This window comes from Cupriavidus basilensis (genome assembly GCF_000832305.1).
GTDB classification, from domain to species: domain Bacteria; phylum Pseudomonadota; class Gammaproteobacteria; order Burkholderiales; family Burkholderiaceae; genus Cupriavidus; species Cupriavidus basilensis_F.
Window position 1 is genome coordinate 317,800 of the sequence record NZ_CP010537.1, and the last position, 19,535, is coordinate 337,334.

The 19,535-nt window shown below is 67.3% G+C and carries 14 protein-coding genes; 9 read left to right on the forward strand and 5 right to left on the reverse strand.

What is annotated here, in order from left to right:
- Positions 1 to 195: 195 nt before the first annotated feature.
- Positions 196 to 1,797: an alpha/beta hydrolase family protein gene (locus RR42_RS22200; RefSeq protein ID WP_082055047.1), complete on the forward strand. Its 1,602-nt coding sequence runs from the start codon at positions 196 to 198 to the stop codon at positions 1,795 to 1,797.
- A 70-nt stretch (positions 1,798 to 1,867) separates the two neighbouring features.
- On the opposite strand, the gene RR42_RS22205 is transcribed toward RR42_RS22200, so the two are convergent.
- The gene (locus RR42_RS22205; RefSeq protein WP_043353074.1) at positions 1,868 to 3,226 is read right to left on the reverse strand and encodes an MFS transporter; all 1,359 of its coding nucleotides are present in this window, start codon (positions 3,224 to 3,226) and stop codon (positions 1,868 to 1,870) included.
- A gap of 147 nt (positions 3,227 to 3,373) precedes the next feature.
- Between RR42_RS22205 and cyoA the strand changes: the two genes are divergently transcribed.
- The 5 genes from cyoA to RR42_RS22230 all read left to right on the forward strand — a co-directional run bounded on the left by cyoA (position 3,374) and on the right by RR42_RS22230 (position 8,440).
- Positions 3,374 to 4,453, forward strand: a complete 1,080-nt coding sequence (gene cyoA / locus RR42_RS22210; RefSeq protein WP_052494857.1) for a ubiquinol oxidase subunit II — start codon at positions 3,374 to 3,376, stop codon at positions 4,451 to 4,453.
- Positions 4,454 to 4,532: 79 nt separating this feature from the next.
- Positions 4,533 to 6,536 (forward strand): cytochrome o ubiquinol oxidase subunit I, encoded by a 2,004-nt coding sequence (cyoB, locus tag RR42_RS22215; RefSeq protein ID WP_043353078.1) that lies wholly within the window; start codon positions 4,533 to 4,535, stop codon positions 6,534 to 6,536.
- On the forward strand, positions 6,529 to 7,185 hold the full coding sequence (cyoC, locus tag RR42_RS22220; protein WP_043353081.1) for a cytochrome o ubiquinol oxidase subunit III: 657 nt from the start codon (positions 6,529 to 6,531) through the stop codon (positions 7,183 to 7,185). Before cyoB ends, cyoC begins: the two co-directional genes overlap by 8 nt.
- Positions 7,182 to 7,589, forward strand: coding sequence for a cytochrome o ubiquinol oxidase subunit IV (cyoD, locus tag RR42_RS22225; protein ID WP_043353083.1), 408 nt, complete (start codon positions 7,182 to 7,184; stop codon positions 7,587 to 7,589). The genes cyoC and cyoD overlap by 4 nt, the downstream gene beginning before the upstream one ends.
- Positions 7,586 to 8,440 carry an SURF1 family protein gene (locus RR42_RS22230; RefSeq protein ID WP_043353084.1) on the forward strand — a complete coding sequence of 285 codons (855 nt, stop codon included), beginning with the start codon at positions 7,586 to 7,588 and terminating at the stop codon, positions 8,438 to 8,440. Before cyoD ends, RR42_RS22230 begins: the two co-directional genes overlap by 4 nt.
- A 16-nt stretch (positions 8,441 to 8,456) precedes the next feature.
- Here the strand turns inward: RR42_RS22230 and RR42_RS38725 are convergent, their stop codons facing one another.
- A complete protein-coding gene (locus RR42_RS38725; protein ID WP_082055048.1) occupies positions 8,457 to 9,659 on the reverse strand; it encodes a dipeptidase in 1,203 nt (400 codons plus the stop codon).
- 248 nt (positions 9,660 to 9,907) lie between these two features.
- Here RR42_RS38725 and RR42_RS22240 point away from each other — a divergent pair, with 248 nt between their 5' ends.
- From RR42_RS22240 to RR42_RS22250, 3 genes are all read left to right on the forward strand, one after another.
- Positions 9,908 to 11,209 (forward strand): UDP-N-acetylglucosamine 1-carboxyvinyltransferase, encoded by a 1,302-nt coding sequence (locus RR42_RS22240; RefSeq protein WP_043353086.1) that lies wholly within the window; start codon positions 9,908 to 9,910, stop codon positions 11,207 to 11,209.
- Between the two features lie 364 nt (positions 11,210 to 11,573).
- Positions 11,574 to 12,521 (forward strand): DnaJ C-terminal domain-containing protein, encoded by a 948-nt coding sequence (locus tag RR42_RS22245; RefSeq protein ID WP_043353088.1) that lies wholly within the window; start codon positions 11,574 to 11,576, stop codon positions 12,519 to 12,521.
- Positions 12,522 to 12,525: 4 nt separating this feature from the next.
- Positions 12,526 to 12,843, forward strand: coding sequence for a chaperone modulator CbpM (locus tag RR42_RS22250; RefSeq protein WP_063778450.1), 318 nt, complete (start codon positions 12,526 to 12,528; stop codon positions 12,841 to 12,843).
- Positions 12,844 to 12,866: 23 nt separating this feature from the next.
- On the opposite strand, the gene RR42_RS22255 is transcribed toward RR42_RS22250, so the two are convergent.
- The 3 genes from RR42_RS22255 to RR42_RS22265 are packed head-to-tail and all read right to left on the reverse strand — an operon-like array spanning position 12,867 to position 19,535.
- The gene (locus RR42_RS22255; protein WP_043353089.1) at positions 12,867 to 14,297 is read right to left on the reverse strand and encodes a C25 family cysteine peptidase; all 1,431 of its coding nucleotides are present in this window, start codon (positions 14,295 to 14,297) and stop codon (positions 12,867 to 12,869) included.
- Positions 14,298 to 14,321: 24 nt separating this feature from the next.
- Complete coding sequence (locus tag RR42_RS22260) at positions 14,322 to 15,656, reverse strand: hypothetical protein (RefSeq protein ID WP_043353092.1); 1,335 nt, start codon at positions 15,654 to 15,656, stop codon at positions 14,322 to 14,324.
- Between the two features lie 51 nt (positions 15,657 to 15,707).
- Positions 15,708 to 19,535 carry a hypothetical protein gene (locus tag RR42_RS22265; RefSeq protein ID WP_043353094.1) on the reverse strand — a complete coding sequence of 1,276 codons (3,828 nt, stop codon included), beginning with the start codon at positions 19,533 to 19,535 and terminating at the stop codon, positions 15,708 to 15,710.

Consider the following 19,535-nt stretch of genomic DNA (forward strand, 5'->3'; position numbering starts at 1 on the left):
CCTGGCCGCCTGGCTGCAACCTTGCGTTACTGGTCCTGACCCTCGGGGTGGACAGGCATCACGACCTGTTCATCCCTTTTTCACAATACGAGATCGTGCGCTATAAGGCTGGCGGGTAGTTGGACCGTTTACCTACACTCCGCTAATTGTGTGGATCAGGCTAACCGACGTAGTCCACTGGCGGGGGGATGGAAGATGCGATTGACCATGGCGAAGGCGGGCTTTGCGGGCTTGACGTGTCTGGCGCTGAGCGCGGGGGCTTGTGCGCAATCGGCGAGTTCTTGCAGCGGGGGCAGTTGCAACAACAACGACAACAGTAGCCGCGGCCAGCTTCTCGATCACAGGACCACGCTGCGCCTGAGCGCGGCGGCGCTGGCCGGTGTTCTCAACGCGAGCGATTCAGGCCGGCAGCTATTGCAGATCGCAGGTACCCCTGCATGCGACCTGGAGATCGTCTATTTCCGCTACCGCACCATCGGCGGCGCCAATGAGCCGACCACCGCGAGCGGCGCGCTGATGATTCCAAGCGGCGGGCGCGCATGCGGTGGGCCACGCCCGGCGTTGATGTACGCGCATGGCACCACCACCTACCGCAAGTACAACCTTGCGGACCTGACGCAGAAGGACCCGGGCAACGGTGATGGCGCCTCGGAGGGCATCAGCGTTGCGGCCATGTATGCCGCGCAGGGCTATATCGTGGTGGCGAGCAACTATGCGGGTTACGCCGGCTCCGAGCTTTCCTATCATCCCTACCTGAATGCCCAGCAGCAATCGGCGGACATGATCGACTCGCTGCGGGCCGCGCGGGTTGCGCTGGCCGGGGCCGGCTCGGGCAAGGCGGCGCGGGAGAATGGCAAGCTCTTTATCACCGGATATTCGCAGGGCGGCCACGTTGCCATGGCCACGCATCGCGCGCTACAGGCGGCGGGCATCAACGTGACGGCGGCTTCCACGGGTTCGGGGCCCTATGCCATGGCGGCCACCGGGGACGCGCTGGTCGCGGGTGAGGTGGATCTGGGTTCCACCATCTTCACGACCATGGTGGCGACCAGCTACCAGAACGCCTACGGCAACATCTACCGCAGGCCGGGCGACCTGTTTGAGGCAACCTACGCGCGTGGCATCGAGGATCTCTTGCCGAGCGTGACGCCAATCGACACGCTGATTGGCAACGGAAAATTGCCCGCCACGGCGCTCTTCAGCCCCTATCCGCCGGCCGCGCAGTTTGCCTCGCTGACGCCCCCGACTTCGCCCCCGCTGGCACCGCCTGAGCTGACGCCGATCTTTGCCCTCGGGTTTGGCCAAGGCAACCTGGTGCGCAACAGCTTCCGCCTCGGCCTGCTGGAAGACGCGCTGGTCAATCCGGATGGCGCGTTCCCGTACACCACGGTGGCGATGGCGCCGGCGGCCAACCCGGCTGCGCCGCTGCGCCAGGCGTTCAAGCGCAATGACTTGCGCAACTGGATCCCGCGTGCCCCGGTGCAGCTTTGCGGCGGTCGCTTCGACCCGACGGTGTTCTTCTTCAACGCGGCCGTGCAGCAGGCTTACTGGCAGAACGCCAAGGTGCCGGCGGGGCTGACTTCGGTGCTGGATGTGGATGCGCCGGTGGCCGGGCCCGCCGATCCGTATGCCCCGATCAAGCAGGGCTTTGCGCTGGCCAAGGCGACGCTCGCCGCGCAGGCCGTGGCGGCGGGCGCAACCGATGGTGGCGCGTCGGCGGTGACCGAGGCCTACCACGGGAGCCTGGTGGCACCGTTCTGCATGGTCGCCGCGCGCGGGTTCTTCGGGAATTTCTGAGCAAAGCGGCGTGCAAAGGAAAGCGGCCAGTCATTGCGCATGACTGGCCGTTTGCATTATCGTGGCCGGGTCAGTCGCGCGCTTCCATCTTGCGATTGATCCACAGCGCCAGCAACGTGCATGCCACGCCGGACAGCAGGTAGCCGCTGACGGCAAACAAGCCGAACTCCGCCGACAGTCCCAACGCCACCAGCGGCGCGAAGGCGGCGCCGAACAGCCATGCAAAGTCGGAGGTCAGCGCCGCGCCGGTATAGCGAAAGCGCGATCCGAAGTTTGCCGTGACAGCGCCCGCGGCCTGCCCGTACGACAAGCCCAGCAAGCCGAAGCCGATCAGGATGAACAGGTCTTGCCGCGCCGGGGTGCCGTTCATCAGGTACGGTGCGAACAGGCCGAAGATGCCGATCAGGACTGCCATCAGCGCCAGGGTGGTGCGCCGCCCGATGCGGTCGGCGATCCAGCCGGAGGCGATGGTGGCCGCCATGGCGATCCCCGCGCCGATGATCTGGATGATCAGCACGTCATTGATGTCCTGCGTGGCGTGCAGCGCGACCCACGACAGCGGGAACACCGTGACCAGGTGGAACAGCGCGTAACTGGCCAGCGCGGCAAAGGCGCCGATGAACAGGTTGTAGCCCTGGGCGCGCAGTATCTGCGCCGGACTGATCGGCTCCAGCTCGCCTTCTTCCAGCAGCTGCGTGTACTCCCGGGTCACCACCAGCCGCAGGCGCGCGAACAGCGCGACCACGTTGATGGCGAACGCCACGTAGAACGGATAGCGCCAGCCCCAGTCCAGGAACTCGTCGAAATCCAGGTTGGCGCGCAGGTAGAGGAACAGCGAGCCGGCAAGGAGAAATCCGATCGGCGCGCCGAGCTGTCCCAGCATCGAGTACCAGCCGCGGCGGTGCGCCGGGGCGTTCAGTGCCAGCAGTGATGGCAGCCCGTCCCATGAGCCGCCCAGCGCAATGCCCTGCAGGATGCGCAGCGCCGCCAGGATGACGATGGCGTGGTTGCCGAGCGCATCGTAGCCCGGCAGGAACGCCATGCCCGCCGTGGCGGTGCCCAGCAGGAACAACGCGGCCGTCAGCTTGATGCTGCGTCCCCAGCGGTGCTGGATCGCCATGAACAAGGTGGTCCCGAACGGCCTGGCGATGAAAGCGAAGGAGAAGATCGCGAAGGACAGCAGCAGCCCTTCCAGTTGCCTGACGAACGGGAAGAACACGCTGGGGAAGACCAGCACCGAGGCGATGCCGTAGACGAAGAAGTCGAAATACTCGGACGCTCGCCCGATGACGACGCCGGCGGCGATCTCGGCGGGCGCCACCCGCGCCCGGTGCGCCGCGTCTTGCGCGGGCGTGGGGGAAGACGGTGACGGCTGGTGCTGGTGCGCAACGCCGCTGCTGCCGCTGCTGCTGCTACTGCTGCTGGACATCGTCAGGCCCTCTCGTCTCTCGTTGTTCGGGGTGGCGTTTTGTGTCACTCCTTTAAGAATGGCACTTCTTTGACTACAGTGCCATAGGAAATGTTGAGTTTCCGCGGCCAGCCCACCGGCGTAGTTCCAACGATCACTTCCACGGCTATGCAATTTCGCATTCGGATAGTGCCATCCCGCTACGCGACGCGCGGATGTCTGTTGTTTGCAGCCATCCTGCTGCTGACAGGCTGCAATGCGGTCTTGCTGGCCCCGGCCGGGGATCTCGCGATCCGGCAGCGTGATTTAATCATCATTTCAACCGGGCTGATGCTGTTGATCATCGTGCCGGTGATTGCACTGACGCTACTCTTTGCCTGGCGCTACCGCGAAGCCAACAAGCAGGCCATCTACGAGCCCGACTGGGACCATTCCACCTTGCTGGAGCTGGTGATCTGGGCAGCGCCGCTCCTGATCATCATCGCCCTGGGCGCGTTGACCTGGGTCAGCACGCACAAGCTCGATCCCTACCAGTCCTTGAGCCGTATCGACGCCGAGCGCCCGGTGCCCATGGGCATCGAGCCACTCACCGTGGAGGTGGTGGCGCTGGACTGGAAGTGGCTTTTCTTCTACCCCGAGCAGGGCATCGCCACCGTCAACGAGCTGGCGGCGCCGGTGGATCAACCGATCCGCTTCAAGATCACGGCGTCCAGCGTGATGAACTCCTTCTTTATCCCTGCCCTGGCGGGACAGGTCTACGCCATGCCGGGCATGGAGACCAAGCTGCACGCCGTGATCAACCAGCCGGGTGTCTACGAGGGCTTCTCCGCCAACTACAGCGGCGCGGGCTTCTCCGGCATGCGTTTCAAGTTCCATGGCATGAGCGCCGAGGAATTCGCGCGCTGGGTCCAGCAAGCCAAGGCCGGCGGCGGGGCCTTGACGCGCGACGCTTACCTGCAGCTGGAGCAACCCAGCGAGCTAGAGCCGGTGAGGCGCTACGCCAGCGTGGCGCCGGGCTTGTACGACGCGATCCTGAACCGCTGCGTGCAAGCCAACCGGCCTTGCATCAAGGACATGGCCATGAGTGCGAGGCAGGGCCAGGGCAAGGACAAGGCGCGGGCCTTCAACGTGGCGGCGCTCGAACGCGGCGACGCCGGCGCGAGCCTGGGCGCGATCTGCACGGCAAGCGATCCTGCCGGCATTGGCAACGGCCCCCGTGTGGCGTCCGCCAGGACGTTGCCGCAATGACATTGCCGCAATGACGTCGCAACAATGACTCGTTGCTCCCCGATTCCTGAAACAACGCCCTTGCGGCCCTGGTGACACAATGCCCGAGCACCTCGACCTGACGCAACTGGTATTCGGCCGCCTCACCTGGGAGGCAATCCCCTATCACGAGCCCATCCTGCTGGCGACCTTCGCGGCCGTCGCGATCGGGGGGCTGGCGCTGGTTGGCGCATTGACCTACCTGCGAGCGTGGGGCTATCTCTGGCGCGAGTGGTTCACCAGCATCGACCACAAGAAGATCGGCATCATGTATGTCGTGCTGGGCATCGTCATGCTGCTGCGCGGCTTTGCCGATGCGGTCATGATGCGGCTGCAGCAATCGGTCTCCTTTGGCGATTCGCTGGGCTACCTGCCGCCGCACCACTATGACCAGGTCTTCACCGCGCACGGCGTGATCATGATCTTCTTCGTGGCCATGCCGCTGGTCACCGGGCTCATGAATTTTGTCGTGCCGTTGCAGATCGGCGCGCGCGACGTCGCCTTTCCCTTTCTCAACAACTTCAGCTTCTGGATGACGGTTGGCGGCGCCGTGCTGGTGATGATGTCGCTGTTCGTCGGCGAGTTCGCGCGCACCGGCTGGCTGGCGTATCCACCGCTGTCGGGCGTGTTGCAGAGTCCGGACGTGGGCGTGGACTATTACATCTGGTCCTTGCAGGTCGCCGGGCTGGGCACGTTGTTATCGGGCATTAACCTGCTCGTGACCATCGTCAAGATGCGCGCGCCCGGCATGACCATGATGAAGATGCCGGTGTTCACCTGGACCGCGCTGTGCACCAACGTGCTGATCATCGCCGCTTTCCCGGTGCTCACCGCGGTGCTGGCCCTGCTGGCGCTGGACCGCTATGCAGGCACCAACTTCTTCACCAACGATCTTGGCGGCAACGCCATGATGTACGTGAACCTGATCTGGATCTGGGGCCACCCGGAGGTGTACATCCTGGTGCTGCCCGCGTTCGGCATCTTCTCGGAAGTGGTTTCCACGTTCTGCCGCAAGCGCTTGTTCGGCTACGCGTCGATGGTGTACGCCACGGTGGTGATCACGGTGCTCTCCTACCTGGTCTGGCTGCACCATTTCTTCACCATGGGCTCGGGCGCCAGCGTCAATTCGTTCTTCGGCATCACCACCATGATCATCTCGATCCCGACCGGGGCCAAGATGTTCAACTGGCTGTTCACCATGTACCACGGGCGCATCCGCTTCGAGGTGCCGATGCTCTGGACCATCGGCTTCATGGTCACCTTCGTGATCGGCGGCATGACCGGCGTGCTACTCGCCGTGCCGCCGGCGGATTTCTCCTTGCATAACAGCCTCTTCCTGATCGCGCACTTCCATAACGTGATCATCGGCGGCGTGCTGTTCGGGCTGATGGCCGGCATCACCTACTGGTTTCCCAAGGCCTTCGGCTACCGGCTGGATCCGTTCTGGGGCAAGTGCTCGTTCTGGTTCTGGCTGGTTGGCTTTTACGTTGCCTTCATGCCGCTTTATGTGTTGGGGCTGATGGGCGTGACCCGCCGCATGAGCCACTTCGAGGATGCGTCCCTGCAGATCTGGTTCCAGCTGGCGGCATTCGGCGCATTCTTGATTGCGCTAGGCATCGGCTGCTTCCTGATCCAGCTGGTGGTCAGCTACCGCCGGCGCGAATCCCTGCGCGACACCACGGGCGATCCGTGGGACGGCCGCACGCTGGAGTGGTCGACCTCATCGCCGCCGCCGCAGTACAACTTTGCCTTTACCCCGGTCATCCATGACAACGACGCGTGGTGGCAGATGAAAGAGCACCACTACCAGCGGCCACAGCAGGGCTTTATCCCGATCCACATGCCGAAGAACACCAGCGCGGGCATCATCCTGGCGGGGTTGAGCACGGTGCTCGGCTTTGCCTTGATCTGGCACATGTGGCTGCTTGTGATCGTGTCTTTCGCCGCCATCCTGATCGTGGCGATCGGCCACACCTTCAACTACAAGCGCGATTACTACATCCCGGCCGACGACGTCGTCCGCACCGAGGCAGAGCGCACGCGCCTGCTTGCCACCCATGGTTGATACCACCGCCTCCTACGGCCCCGGCGATGTGAGCATGCCGGACACCCCGCGCCAGAGCGAGCTAAGCTTCTACGCGACCAGCGAGGTGCATCCGCAGAACGGCACGTTGCTCGGCTTCTGGCTGTACCTGATGAGCGACTGCCTCATCTTCGCCAGCCTGTTTGCCGTGTACGGCGTGGTGGGGCGGCGCTACGCCGGCGGCCCCACGGGCGCCGAACTGTTCGAGCTGCCGCTCGTGGCGCTGAACACCACCATGCTGCTGCTGTCGTCGATCACCTACGGCTTTGCCGTGCTGGAGATGCAGAAGGCGCAGGTGCGCGCCACCCTGATCTGGCTCGGCATCACCGGCCTGCTGGGCGCGGCGTTCATCAGCCTGGAGCTCTACGAGTTCGCGCACCTGGTCCACGATGGCGCGGGGCCGCAGCGCAGCGCGTTCCTGTCCTCGTTCTTCACGCTGGTGGGCACCCATGGGCTGCACGTGACGGTCGGCATCGTCTGGCTCATCACGTTGATGGTGCAGGTGGGGCAGCACGGGCTGATCCCGGAGAACAAGCGCCGCCTGATGTGCCTGTCCATGTTCTGGCACTTTCTGGATGTGGTCTGGATCGGTGTGTTTACCTTCGTCTACCTGATGGGAGTGCTGCCATGAACGCGCATGACAATGCCCTTGCAGGCGATCCCCATGGCCACGGGCATGGCCATGACGACCACGGCCACGATGGCGAGGTCAGCCATAGCACCTTCAAGGGCTACATGACGGGCTTCGTGCTCGCGGTGGTCCTCACGGCGATCCCGTTCTGGCTGGTGATGGCCAAGGTTTTCGATAAATCCAGCACCACCGCGTTGTTCCTGCTGGGCTGCGCCGCGGTGCAGATCGTCGTCCACATGATATATTTCCTGCATATGAATGCGAGATCCGAGGGCGGATGGACCATGCTGGCGTTGATCTTCACGATCGTGCTGGTGGTCATCGCGCTGAGCGGCTCGCTTTGGGTAATGTTCCACCTCGACCAGAACATGATGCCAATGCACGACATGAAGAACCTGCCTTGACGGCCCGGCAGCAGGGCGCAGCCCAACCCAATCCGCCTTCCCGCAAGCGCGCCACTGGCGCGCTTGTGGCGTTTGCCCTGCTCGCCATCGTGGCGGTAGCCGGGCTGGTTTCGCTCGGCGTCTGGCAAGTCGAGCGCCGCGCGTGGAAGCTCGACCTCATCGAACGCGTGAACGCGCGCGTGCATGCTCCCGCCACGGCCGCGCCCAGCGCCGATCAGTGGCCGCGGCTCACCAAGGCCGCCGACGAGTACCGCCGAGTGCGTCTCACCGGCACCTTCCTGAACGACAGCGAGACCCTGGTGCAGGCCGTGACGGAGCTGGGTGGCGGCTTCTGGGTGATGACGCCGTTGCGCACGGTGGACGGCAATGTGGTGCTGGTCAACCGTGGCTTTGTGCCGCCTGAGCTGAGCGAGCGCGCCAGGCGCGGCGGGGGCGACCCCACCGGCGAGACCACCGTCACCGGCCTGTTGCGCTTCAGCGAGCCCGGCAACGGCTTTTTGCGCACCAACGATCCGGCGGCCGGGCGCTGGTACGCGCGCGATGTGCCGGCCATTGCCGCCGCGCGCGGCCTGCGCAACGTGGCGCCTTACTTCGTCGATGCAGACGCGGCCGTGCCGCTCGGGGACGCCAGCAAGCGCACCTGGCCGGTGGGCGGGCTGACCGTCATCACGTTCAACAACAACCACCTCGTTTATGCGATCACCTGGTTTGCGCTGGCGCTGATGTTTGCCGCGGGCGCTGTCTATGCCGGGCGGGAGGCGTACCGCCGGTCGCGGGCCGACGATACACGGGATACGCGGGATACCCAGGATACGCCGGGTGAGGGCAAGGCGGGACGGCGCGCGCCGTAAGCGCAGGTCCCTCGCGCTACCCCACGCACGCTTCGAACACCCGGCGGTAATTGCCGCCGAGCACCTTGCCGGCTTCCTCTTGCGTGAATCCTGCCGCCAGCAGCGCGGTGGCCAGCGAGGGCAACTGATCGTAGGTCCGGAACACCGGCGGCGAGATGAAGCCGAGCATGTCCGTTCCCACGCCCACATGATCCACGCCAACCACGTCGGCCATGCGCTTGATGCCTAGCGCCATCGCAGGCAGGTCGCGGAAGGTGCCCGCGCTGGGCCAGACCCCGATCACGCCACCGGTGCCCGCGATCACGCGCGCGTGGTCTGGCGTGATCAGCCGGCTGCGCAGGCTGGGGCGCGTCGCCAGCGCGGAGTGCGAAATCACCAGCGGCTTGGTGGAGATGGCGGCGGCGCGCTTGACCAGGTCATAGGTGCCGTGCGCGACATCGACGACGATGCCCAAGGCATTGCAGCGCCGCACCACATCCGCGCCGAAATCCGTCAGGCCTGCGTGCACCGGCGCCTCCGTCTGGATGTCGCCCAGTTCGTTGACGCGGTAGTGCGTGAGCTGCAGGTGGCGCAACTGGTGCATGCCGTACGCTTCGTCCACACGCTCGAGCCTGCCCTCCAGGAAGTCCGCACCTTCCGACGCGATGATCACGCACGGCCCGGCCGGCCCCCGCGTGGCCAGCGTAGCCGCGTCGGTCACCACTTGCATCTGCTCACGCTCCACCAGCTTGTGCGCACGCGCGAATTCGGCCACGCCAAGCGCGTAGAGCTCGCCTTCGGACGGGGTTCGCCAGGCTTCGAAGCGCGTGCGATCGGCGGACACGCGCGTGACGATGGTATCCGTCACGATCGCCAGGCAGATCACGTTCACGCCGCCCGCGCGCATCGGCGCGGCCAGCGCAAGGAAGGGCCGGTCCGCGCCGATGGCGGGATCGCGCGACACAATCACGCGCCCGGCATGGCTGTGCATGTCGATGACCAGCGCGGCGGGGGAGGGCTTCCTGGGGGAGACGTCTTTGACGCCGCTCGCGTCTTTGGCGGCCTTCGTGCCGGCTGAACCCTGCGGCTGGGTGTCGCCGGCAAGGTGTCCCTGTGCACAGGCGGCTAGCGCCAGTGCAGCGCCAGACGCCAGGAACGCGCGGCGGCTGATGCTGCCCGGTGCTTGTCCAGGCGGCGCATCGGCATCGCCCCGACAGATCGTCGTCCGGTCAATCTGCATTGTCGCCCCACGCGTTTGTGCAGCCACCATGATATCGCGGCGCAAAGTGCTTCAGGCGCACCACTTGCAGGACGCCGTCCCATCGCCCTGGGCCTGCGCGCTGCCTGAGGCGGTTTTTCCAACCTGGTCTTTTTTCGAGAGCGTCATCTGTGAACGCTGCCAGGGCGGCATCCTTGTCCTTGGCAGTGCAAGTACAATGCTGGGCGTTGTTCCATCCTGTCCTGGCTCGTCTCGCAATATCCCATCCCATGTCCAATCTCATCGTGCACGGCGGCAAGCCGCTCCGGGGGCGTATTACCCCTTCCGCCAACAAGAATGCAGTGCTTCCTGTGCTCTGCGCCACGCTTCTGACCGATGAGCCCCTGCGCCTGCATGGCGTGCCCGACATCACCGATGTGCGCAAGATTCTCGACATCTTCCGTGCTTTGGGCAGCAAGGTGCATATGGATGACGCAAGCGGCACGCTGTCGCTGCACCATCAGGAGACCGTGTTCGACGCGGCCCGCCATCGGCTGCCCGAAGAGATGCGCTCGTCCATCATGCTGGTGCCGCCGCTGCTCGCCCGCTTCGGCGTGGCCCGGCTCGAAGATAACGTCAAGGGTTGCACGCTTGGCGTGCGCGAGATCGATCCGCACGTCGATGTCTTCCGCCGCTTTGGCGGCGAGGTGGAGCGGGCCGATGGGTCGCTGCTGGTGCGCAGTGCCGGCCAGCTGACACCCACTGACCACTGGCTTGACTATGCATCGGTCACCACCACGGAGAATTTCGTGCTGTGCGCCGCTGCAGCGGGTGGCGCCTCCACGCTCACCAACGCCGCATCGGAGCCCCATGTGCAGGAATTCTGCCGCTTCATGGCGATGATGGGCGCGCGCATCGAAGGCATGGGCACCTCGCGCCTGACGGTGCATGGCGGCAACAAGCTCAAGGGTGGCGACTTTACCTTCGACGAGGATTTTCACGAGATCACCACCTTCCTGGCGCTGGGCGCCATCACTGGCGGCGATGTCGTGGTGCGCAACAGCGCACCGGGGAATTTTCCGCTGATCGACCGCACCTTCGCCAAGTTCGGCGTGCAGATCACGCACGAAGATGGCTGGTCCCGCGCCACCAGCGCCGGCCCCCTGAAAGTGCAGACGCCGTTTACCAGCAACGTGCTGACCAAGGTCGAGGCTGCGCCGTGGCCTTACTTCCCGGTTGACCTGCTGCCCATCTTCATCGCGCTGGGCGTGCGCGCGCAGGGCAACGCCATGTTCTGGAACAAGGTGTACGACGGCGCGCTGGGCTGGACCGGCGAGCTGTCGAAGTTTGGCGCCCATGTGTTTTCGTCCGACCCGCACCGGCTCATCACCTTTGGTGGCAATCCCCTGACGCCGGCGGTGGTGGAAAGCCCGTACATCATCCGCGTGGCCATCGCCTTGCTCATGGTGGCCGCGAGCATCGATGGCCGCTCGGAGATCCGCAACGCCGCGCCCATCCGCCGTGCCCATCCGCGTTTCGTCGAGAACCTGCGCAGCCTTGGTGTCGAGGTGGAGTGGACCAGCGAGGAGTAATGTCGACTGCGGCTCTAACCTCTGCCAACGGCCAGGATGCCGAGGTTCAGGTCGCCGGCGTGGCGGGCAACAGGCGGTCGAGCTCACGCTTGCGGCCCGAGCTTGCCGAGCCATGATTGTTCGGCGTCTCGCGGGGCGGATGCCCCGTCTTTCACCGGTGCCTCCTGTAGCTGGCTCGCCGATAACATAGCAGGCCCTGCAGGTGCGCACGCCACGTTTTATGGATACGTGCGCCGACAGCGCGCGCAGGGCGAACCGCGTCGCACCGCATGCCCGTGCCTTTGCCTATACTTAGAGCCGCAGGTCAAGCGCATCATTCGCCAAGCGCCGTGCGCGTGCCGCACGCCAGTTGCCGGGGGCATTCATGGAGTACAAGGATTACTACGCGATGCTCGGGGTGGAGCCCACGGCCACGCAGGATGAAATCAAGCGCGCCTACCGCAAGCTGGCGCGCAAGTATCACCCGGACGTCAGCAAGGAGCCGGATGCGGAGGCCCGCTTCAAGGATGTGGCCGAGGCGTATGTGGCGCTGAAAGACGAGGAGAAGCGCGCCGCTTACGACGACGTGGGGGCGCGGTACAAGAGCGGCCGCGAGTTCACTCCGCCGCCGGGATGGGATAGCGGCTTCGAATACAGCGGCGGCGAGGCGGATCTCGAGCAAGACCTGGATCGCAGCGATTTCTTCGAGTCGCTCTTCGGCGCCAGGCATGCGCAGTCTCGCGGCGCGCGAGGCGCTGCCCGCATGGCAGGGGGCGATCACCATGCCAAGGTGCAGATCGATCTGCAGGACGCCTACCGGGGCGGGCGCCGCACCATCACGCTGCGTACGCCCCAGGCAGACGCCAGTGGGCACGTGCGATTGCAGGAGCGGCAGCTGGAAGTCAATATTCCCAGGGGCATTCGCACTGGACAGCATCTTCGGCTTGCAGGCCAGGGCGGCCCCGGACTTGGAGACGCTCCCGCCGGCGACCTCTATCTCGAAATCGAGATCGCGCCGCACCCGCTGTTCCGCGTAGTCGATCGCGATGTCTACCTCGACCTGCCCGTGGCCCCATGGGAAGCCGCCTTGGGCGCCAGCGTCGGCATACCCACGCCGGACGGCAGCGTGCAACTCAGCGTGCCGCCGGGCTCGTCGGCGGGCCGCAAGCTGCGGCTCAAGGGCAAGGGCCTTCCCAGCACGCCGCCCGGCGACCTGTACGCGGTGCTGTCGATCGTCTTGCCACCCGCGGACACGGAAAAGGCCAATGATGCGTACCGGGAGATGGCCAAGACCTTTAGCGGCTTTGCCCCGCGCCGTTCACTGGAGGCTTGATGCGATGAGCGATCAAGGCATATCGATGCTGCATGGCGTCCTTGTCGAAGAAGAGGTGCAGTTCACGCTGGTGGAGCTGAGCGAGGCCTGTCATGCCGACATTGGACAGGTGGTGGCGCTGGTGGAGGAGGGCGTGCTGACGCCGCGCGGAGAAGACGCGCCGCGCTGGCGTTTCGACGGCGCCACGCTCAAGCGTGCCCGCACGGCGCTGCGCCTGGCGCGCGACCTGGAGCTTGGGGTGGCCGGCGCGGCCGTCGTGCTCGACCTGCTGGACGAGATCGAGACGTTAAAGGCAAAGCTGCGGCGGGCGAACCTGGCTTGAAGAGAAGCGTTTTGCACTCCCAGTCACGCCATGTCCCGCACCCTCAGCCGCACCGCCGGGTCCCCCAGCACCACATAGTTGCGCGCATCGTCCCGTGCCACCCAGCGCAGCGCGATGTCGGCGTCGGGGACGTCGGCGCCCGCGCTGCGGTCCCGCAGCAAGTCGGCCAGTTCGGTGCTCAGCGCGGCCCAACGGATGTTGAAGCGGTCTGTCGCCTGGCCAATGCGCTCGCCGCGCAGCAGGCTGCCGATCACGTCGCGGAACCCCTGGGTTTGCGCGTCGGCGCGTTCGGATTGGAAGCCGTAGGCCCACGCCCTGTCGATGTGTCCGAGCACGGCCAGCGCGCCGCCATGCGGATGCGCCAGCAGCCGCTGCGGCAGGCGCGCGGTGAAGGGCGCGGGCGCTAGCCGGGTGGGGGCGTTGCCGCCGTGGCCGAAGTTGTCGAAGTCCGGGCAGCCGGCGCCGTAGCAGGCAAAGCAGAACTGGATAAGGCCGTGGCACTGCGCGTCATCGGGGACGTCCTGCGCGGCGAACCAGTGCTCGGGGCCGATCGCGCCATAGCCTGGCCAGTCCTGGCAGACGATCGCGCCCTGGGTGCCGGCAAGCCGCGCATCGTCCGCGCGAAAGCCCATGCCGTGGGAGCCGGTGAAGAGCAGGGCGGGTGGCCCGTCCGGTCCTTTGCCGCGCAGTACATCTGTCAGCGCGGCTTTGGTGGCGGCCTCGCCCAGCAGCGCCTGCATGGCAAAGCCCTGGCGCTCACCCAGAGGCTTGGCTTGCGCGGTGCCCTGGCTGAGCGGGGTGGCCAGCTGCCGCGTGAGCAACTGGGTGGCGCGATCGAAATCAAGGCAGGTGGCGAACAGCGCAATCCTGCGCCGGGCGGCCACGCTGGCCATGGTCTCGTAAGCTGTCACGCTGTCCGCATAACTGCGAAAGTCCGCCAGTTGCGGAAAATCCAGCCGTCCCACCGCCCAGTACAGGTCCAGCGTGTATTGGAAGGCAAACGGGATCTTGTCCGGCGGCCCGACCAGCACGAGGTAGTAGGGCACGCCCAGCGCGGGGTCGACCACGTTGAGGGAGACACCGTGCCGCGCCAGCCAGGTGGCGGCGCTTTCGCCGGGCAGGCAGCCGTCGGCGCCCTGGAATACCGTGACCTGTCCCGCCTCGCGGTGCCGCCAGGCGATCAGCGGCGCGAGCGCGTCCAGGTAAGGCGCCGGATCCACGTCGGAGGGAAACAGCAGGCCCCAGCCGGCCTCGTCGAGCTTGGCGCCGTCGACATCGCCGAGCACCGCATAGGTCTCGGCCTGGCGGGCTTTCTCCGCGGCGCGTTCCGGCGCGCGGCGCAAGGCGTGCTCGTGCGCGGAGAACCCGGCGATGGCCTGCGCATCGAGGCTGGCGAGCGGGCGTCCGGTGTCGGCCTGGATGCCTAGCGGCATGGGCATGGCGTCGTCGGTCATGACTGGGGCTCCTTGGGTTTGTTCTCAGGCCAGCGCGGCTTGCCAGATCAGGTGGGCGACCTCCGGCCCGGCGATGTCGTTGTGGGCGCCGGCAATGCCACTGCCGTTGCAGATGTACTCACTGGCTTCGATGTTCAGCACCTTGCCGGCCGTCATGGCGTAGTTGCCGTCATACGGTTGCATCGGTGCGTCCGTGGCGGCGTCGGTGCCCTGGATGCCGAACGCACCGATGGCGCCAAAGGTGGGATAGGTGGGAGATGCCTGCGTGGCGTCGAACGCCACCTGGCCCGCCACGCCGGCCGCCCAGGGATACAGCGTGCCGACCGCGCTGTCGTGCCGCGAGCGGGTGACCACCAGCGGCCCGCTGACCTTGCCATCGGGCAGCACGTGGTGGCAGTAGCCCGCCGTGCCCGGGCGCACCGGGATGTCCGGCGCGTACGCCCAGAGCGACATGGCGCCCTGCACCAGCACGCAGGAGGCTGCCGGGCGCCGCAGCGCGGCCGTGCCGCCAGGGCCGCCCAGCGCGGCGGACATGACGACGGCGCCGAAGCTGTGGCCCATCAGGTGGATGCGCGCCGCCGGCAGCGCGTCGCCGATGCTGTTGAGCAGCGGGAAGACGCCGCACTCGCCCACGGTCTGGCCGCGCTTTTTCATGGTCCAGAACGAGAGTTGCCGCAGCGGCGCCAGCAGCCCGCCCAGCACCGGCCCGCCAAACGCGGCGCCCAGCTGGTTGGCTTCGGCGAAGGACGCCGCGGGATCGAAGGGCAGGCGGTCGGCGCCGGCGTCGCCGCCCGGGCCCTCGCTGCCCAGCGCGAGGGCCTGGTCGAGTTGCAGGTAGGCCTGGCGCACCGGGTCGGGCAGCGTCACGGCATCCGCCTGGGTGCGCGCGGCTTCGAAGATGACGGCCAGCGCGGCGCGTACCTGTGGCGTATCGCCCAGGCGCTGCGCATAGGCGTCGATCATGGCTTGGGCGCCTTGCGTGCCCGGTCCGGCCAGCGGCGCAAAGCTGGCGCCGTCGCCCAGTTCCTCGTCGCCCCAAGGCTGGCTGGGCCAGTGCACGCCGATATGGGCAATGGCGAAATCCGGGTGCCGGGCGCGCATGGCCTGCTCGTCGCCGGCGCTGCGCGCGAACGCGCCGATCCAGCGGTCGTACTGGATGCGCGCCGCGGGCAGGTCGCCCTGCCAGCCGTGGCTCCACAGGAAGACATCGGTGGGCGCGGCGGCTTGCCATTGCGCCAGCAAGCGCTCGGACATCCGTCCCGCGATCCCGTCCGGGTCGTCGCTGCGTTCGTTGCCGGCGGCGTCCAGCGCGAGCAGGGCGTAGGTGGCGCTGGTACCAGCGATGGTCTGGAATGGCATGGCGTGCCTCCCTGGCTTGTCAGGTTCAGTCGATAGATGCAGCGGATGCGGTCATTGCGCCTCACACGCGCTAGGTGATGGGGTATCGCCCGTGAAGAACTCGGCCTTCTGCCTGGGCGTAAAGCCGCCGCCGACGATGGCGCAGGCCGCCTGGCGCCACTGCGCCATGTCCAGGTCCCAGATCGCCGCGATCCCGGTGCCCGCCGCGTACAGCCAGCGCCCGTCGTCGCTCACGGATAGCGCGGCCATCGGCTGCCGCGGGTCGCGATAGAGCGCTTGCGGGATGGGCAGCGGACGATCGGCCTCGGGATCGAGCAGGAACAGGTTGCCGTGGTCATCCCCGGCGACGACGAATGGCGCATCGGGCGCGGCCAGCGCGGTGATCACGCCTGCGGCATCCTGCTTGAGGATGGTGGCCTTGGCCGGCACCGGCTGGCCCGGCGTTGTCGCCGAGATTGCTGCCGGCGTTGTTGCCGACATTGCCAAGGGCTTGGGCAATGCCAGGCGATAGACCTTGCCGAGGTAGTTGCCGGCCACCAGCGTGTCGCCGTGCGCGTCAAAGACCAGGCTGGTGATCTGCCCGCGCGGCAGGCCCTCGAAGCGCTGGGCCATGACAGCCTTTGCATTCGCGCAATCGGCGTCGGCCGCGGCAACCTGCCACAAGCTGATGCCGTCGTCGTCGGTGACCGCGAGCTCCGCGGTGCCTGGCCGGAAGGCGGCGTACGCAGCATGGGACAGGGCCTCGGGCAGCGGGATGCGGCAGGCGGCGGCTTCGAGGGTGGCTGCTGTGGACGCCATGGAGGCTGATGGCGCCGCGTGGCGGCTCGCGCCCTGATCTGGCGCCAGCCGCCATAGCTCCAGCCGCCGGTTCTCCGCGGGCTCACCTGAACGGATTGCCAGCAAGCGCGCGTCGTCGCTGATCGTCAGGCGGGTGCTGGCGCCGGCCATCACACCGGGCAGGATCGCATCGCCCGTGCCATCGGTCCGCAGCATCCAGACCTGGCCATTGTCGTCCGCCGCTACCAGGCGCTGCGCGCGGCGTGCCCAGTCGAGTGCCCGCACCGGTGGCGCCAGCAAGTCGATAGGGCGCCGGATGGCCTGCTTGCCCGGCTCGGCCTGCAGCAAGGCGAGCTTGCCATCTTCGGTCGCGGCCACCAGGGGCGGCGTGATGCCCGTGAGCGCAAGCAGCAGGACAGGCGCGCCCTCGTGCCGGCGCGAGACGATGCGGGCCATCGGGTGCCGCGGCGCATCGAAGCGCATCTGCAGCAGTTCGCCCTGCTCGGTGGAGGCGTAGAGCCGCTGGTCGCGGCCGGCCAGGGCCAGTCCGGTGATCTGGCTCGGCAGGTCCAGCAGCTCGGTGCGCGTTGCCCGCATGTGTTCCGGGTCGAGCCGCCAGCGGATCACGCGGCCATCCCAGCCGCCGGAGAGCAGTTGCCGGTCATCGGTAAACACCAGCCGCACCACGGCGTCGTCGTGCCCCAGCAGCGCCTGTGGCCATAGCTCGCCGTCGGCGGTGCGCCACACGCTGATGCGCCCGCCGCGCGTGCCCGCCACGGCCAGGCTGCCGTCGGGGCTGACGGCGATGCTGTGGTAGCCCGCGAACCAGTCGGTGTTGTCCGCGGGCGCCGACAGTTCGTGCGCGGGTGTTGTCAGCACGAAAGGATCCGCCGGGTTCGCCTGCGCCGGCAGGTGCCACAACCTTGCCTTGCCATCGCGCCCCGCGGTGGCGAGCTGCCGCCCCTGGTCGAACAGCGCCACATCGGTCACACGCAGCGCATGCGCGCGCGCGCTGGCAATCGGGTGCCGCCAGGCGTCTCCACCTTTGGCCAGATCCCACACGACAATGTGGCCGCGCTCGTAGCCCGCGACCAGGCGCTGCCCGTCGCTGGATAGGGCGGAGACCGGGCCCCAACCGCCTTCGCGCCCGGCGCCCGCCGGCAGCAGCAGCACCGTGGCGCGCGCAGGCTGGGCAACGTTCCATAACGCCACGCTGCCGTCCTGCCCACCGGTGGCCAGCGTGCCGGCGCCCGTCAGTGCAAACACGCGCACGCCTTCGGGGTGCTGGTTCCGGAGCGCGGTCTCGTCCAGGCGCACCGTTGGGGCACCGGGCGCAATCCCGGTGATCTCCATGAGCCAGTGATTCCCGCCGAGCCGGGCACTCACCCGATAGCCGGCATCGCCCTGCACCTCCAGCGTTTGCTCGTCCGCGCGCGCCAGGTAGGCCTCGATATGCCGGGCACGGTTCATGGCGCCGACCAGTGCGCGCCGAAAATCAAAGCCCTCCGGCGGCGCATGGTTGCGCTGGCCGCGCGTGCCCTCCACCGACGCCAGCAGCGCGGCGTCCGGTGCCGGGCGCGAACCGAGCAGCGAGAACAAGGCGTTTTGCCGCGCGATGTCCTGCTTGGTGGCGCGCAGTTGCCAGGCCAGGATCGCCACGCCAATCAGCACCAGCAGCCCGATGAGCCCGAGCGCATAGCCAAGCATGCGCCAGCGCCGCGCGCGCTCCCGCTCCGTGCGATGGCGCTGGTAGGCCGCCAGGAACCGGTTCTCCGCTTCGCTGTGCCGGTCTTCGGCCTCAAGCAAGGTATCGTCGAGTTCCGCGGTGGAGGTGAGCTTGCCGAATACGCCGGGATTCTCGCCGGACAGCGCCCAGGCCCGCGCCAGCTGTTTCCAGTGCGGCAGGTACTGGGTGCGCCATTGCGCGTTGCTGGCGCGCAGCGGCTCGATCAGCCGGTCGTGGGCCAGCTCCAGCCACTGCGCGTCCTGGCGGCTTTGCGCGCGCACCAGGTGGTACTGCTGCAGGATGTCCAGCTCGGCCGCGGTGGGCGCGTTGCGCGAGCCCGCATCCAGCGTCGCCTGCGCGCGCATGTTGGTGGCGGTGATCAGCTGGCTCTCGATCCAGTCGCGCACCACGCGTTGCCGGATGCGCGTGCCGGTGGCCGCGTCCAGGGCCATGTTGCAGTAGGAGGCGAGCGCAGCGCTGGTGTCCAGGCGCTGCACCTGCTCAAGCGTGATGGCGCCTGTGCCCGCCGGTGGCCCGGCCGGGCCGAAGCACGCCTGCCACAGGCTCAGGCCAACCACCTGCAACTGCACCGGTTCGACATAGCGCCCTTCGCGCAGGCTCACCTGGCCCGCGGCGTCGCGCGTACGGACCTGGGCCAGATCCTTCACGAGCTGCCGCGCCGCGTCCTCATGGAAATCCACGCCAGCTTCGCGCGCGGGGCCGCGCAGCGCTTCGAGCGCCTGCTCGCGCGAGAGCAGGTCGATCCGCATGGTGTTGGTGAGCCGTGTCGGCACCAGGTCGCGATAGGCATCGAGCCAGGAGAAGTACTCCTCACGCATCGCCACCAGCGCCCAGACGGGGCTCCCGCCGCGGCCGAGCAACTCGCCCAGCTGCGCAAAGAACGCTTGCTTGGCGCCAGTGTCGGTGGTGTCGAGTGTGAAGATCTCCTCGAACTGGTCGAGCACGACCAGCAGGCGTCGCGCGCGGCCGCCGTGGGCGGGGCCTTCCAGGCGGGCCAGGCACGACAAGAGCGTGTCGCCCGCGCGCGGCTTGAGTCCGGCGCGCGCGGCCCAGCAGTGCAGCACGCTGGTGACGTAGCGGTTGGCGCCTTCGTACGGCACGCTCACGCGGGCGGTCGGCAACACGTCGAAACGATCCGCCAGGCGCTTGCGCAGCCCCGCCTCTATCAGCGAGGTCTTGCCCGCGCCGGATGGCGAGTACAGCAACACGATGCGGTCGGCGATCAGGCGGTCGCGCAGCTCCTCGATCTGCGCATCCCGCCCGAAGATCGGATCGGTCTCGCCCAGCGGCATCGGGCCGATGTACGGGCCGTGGGCGCGCTGCGCGGCGCTGTCGCGGGCAGGATTGGCCGCCAT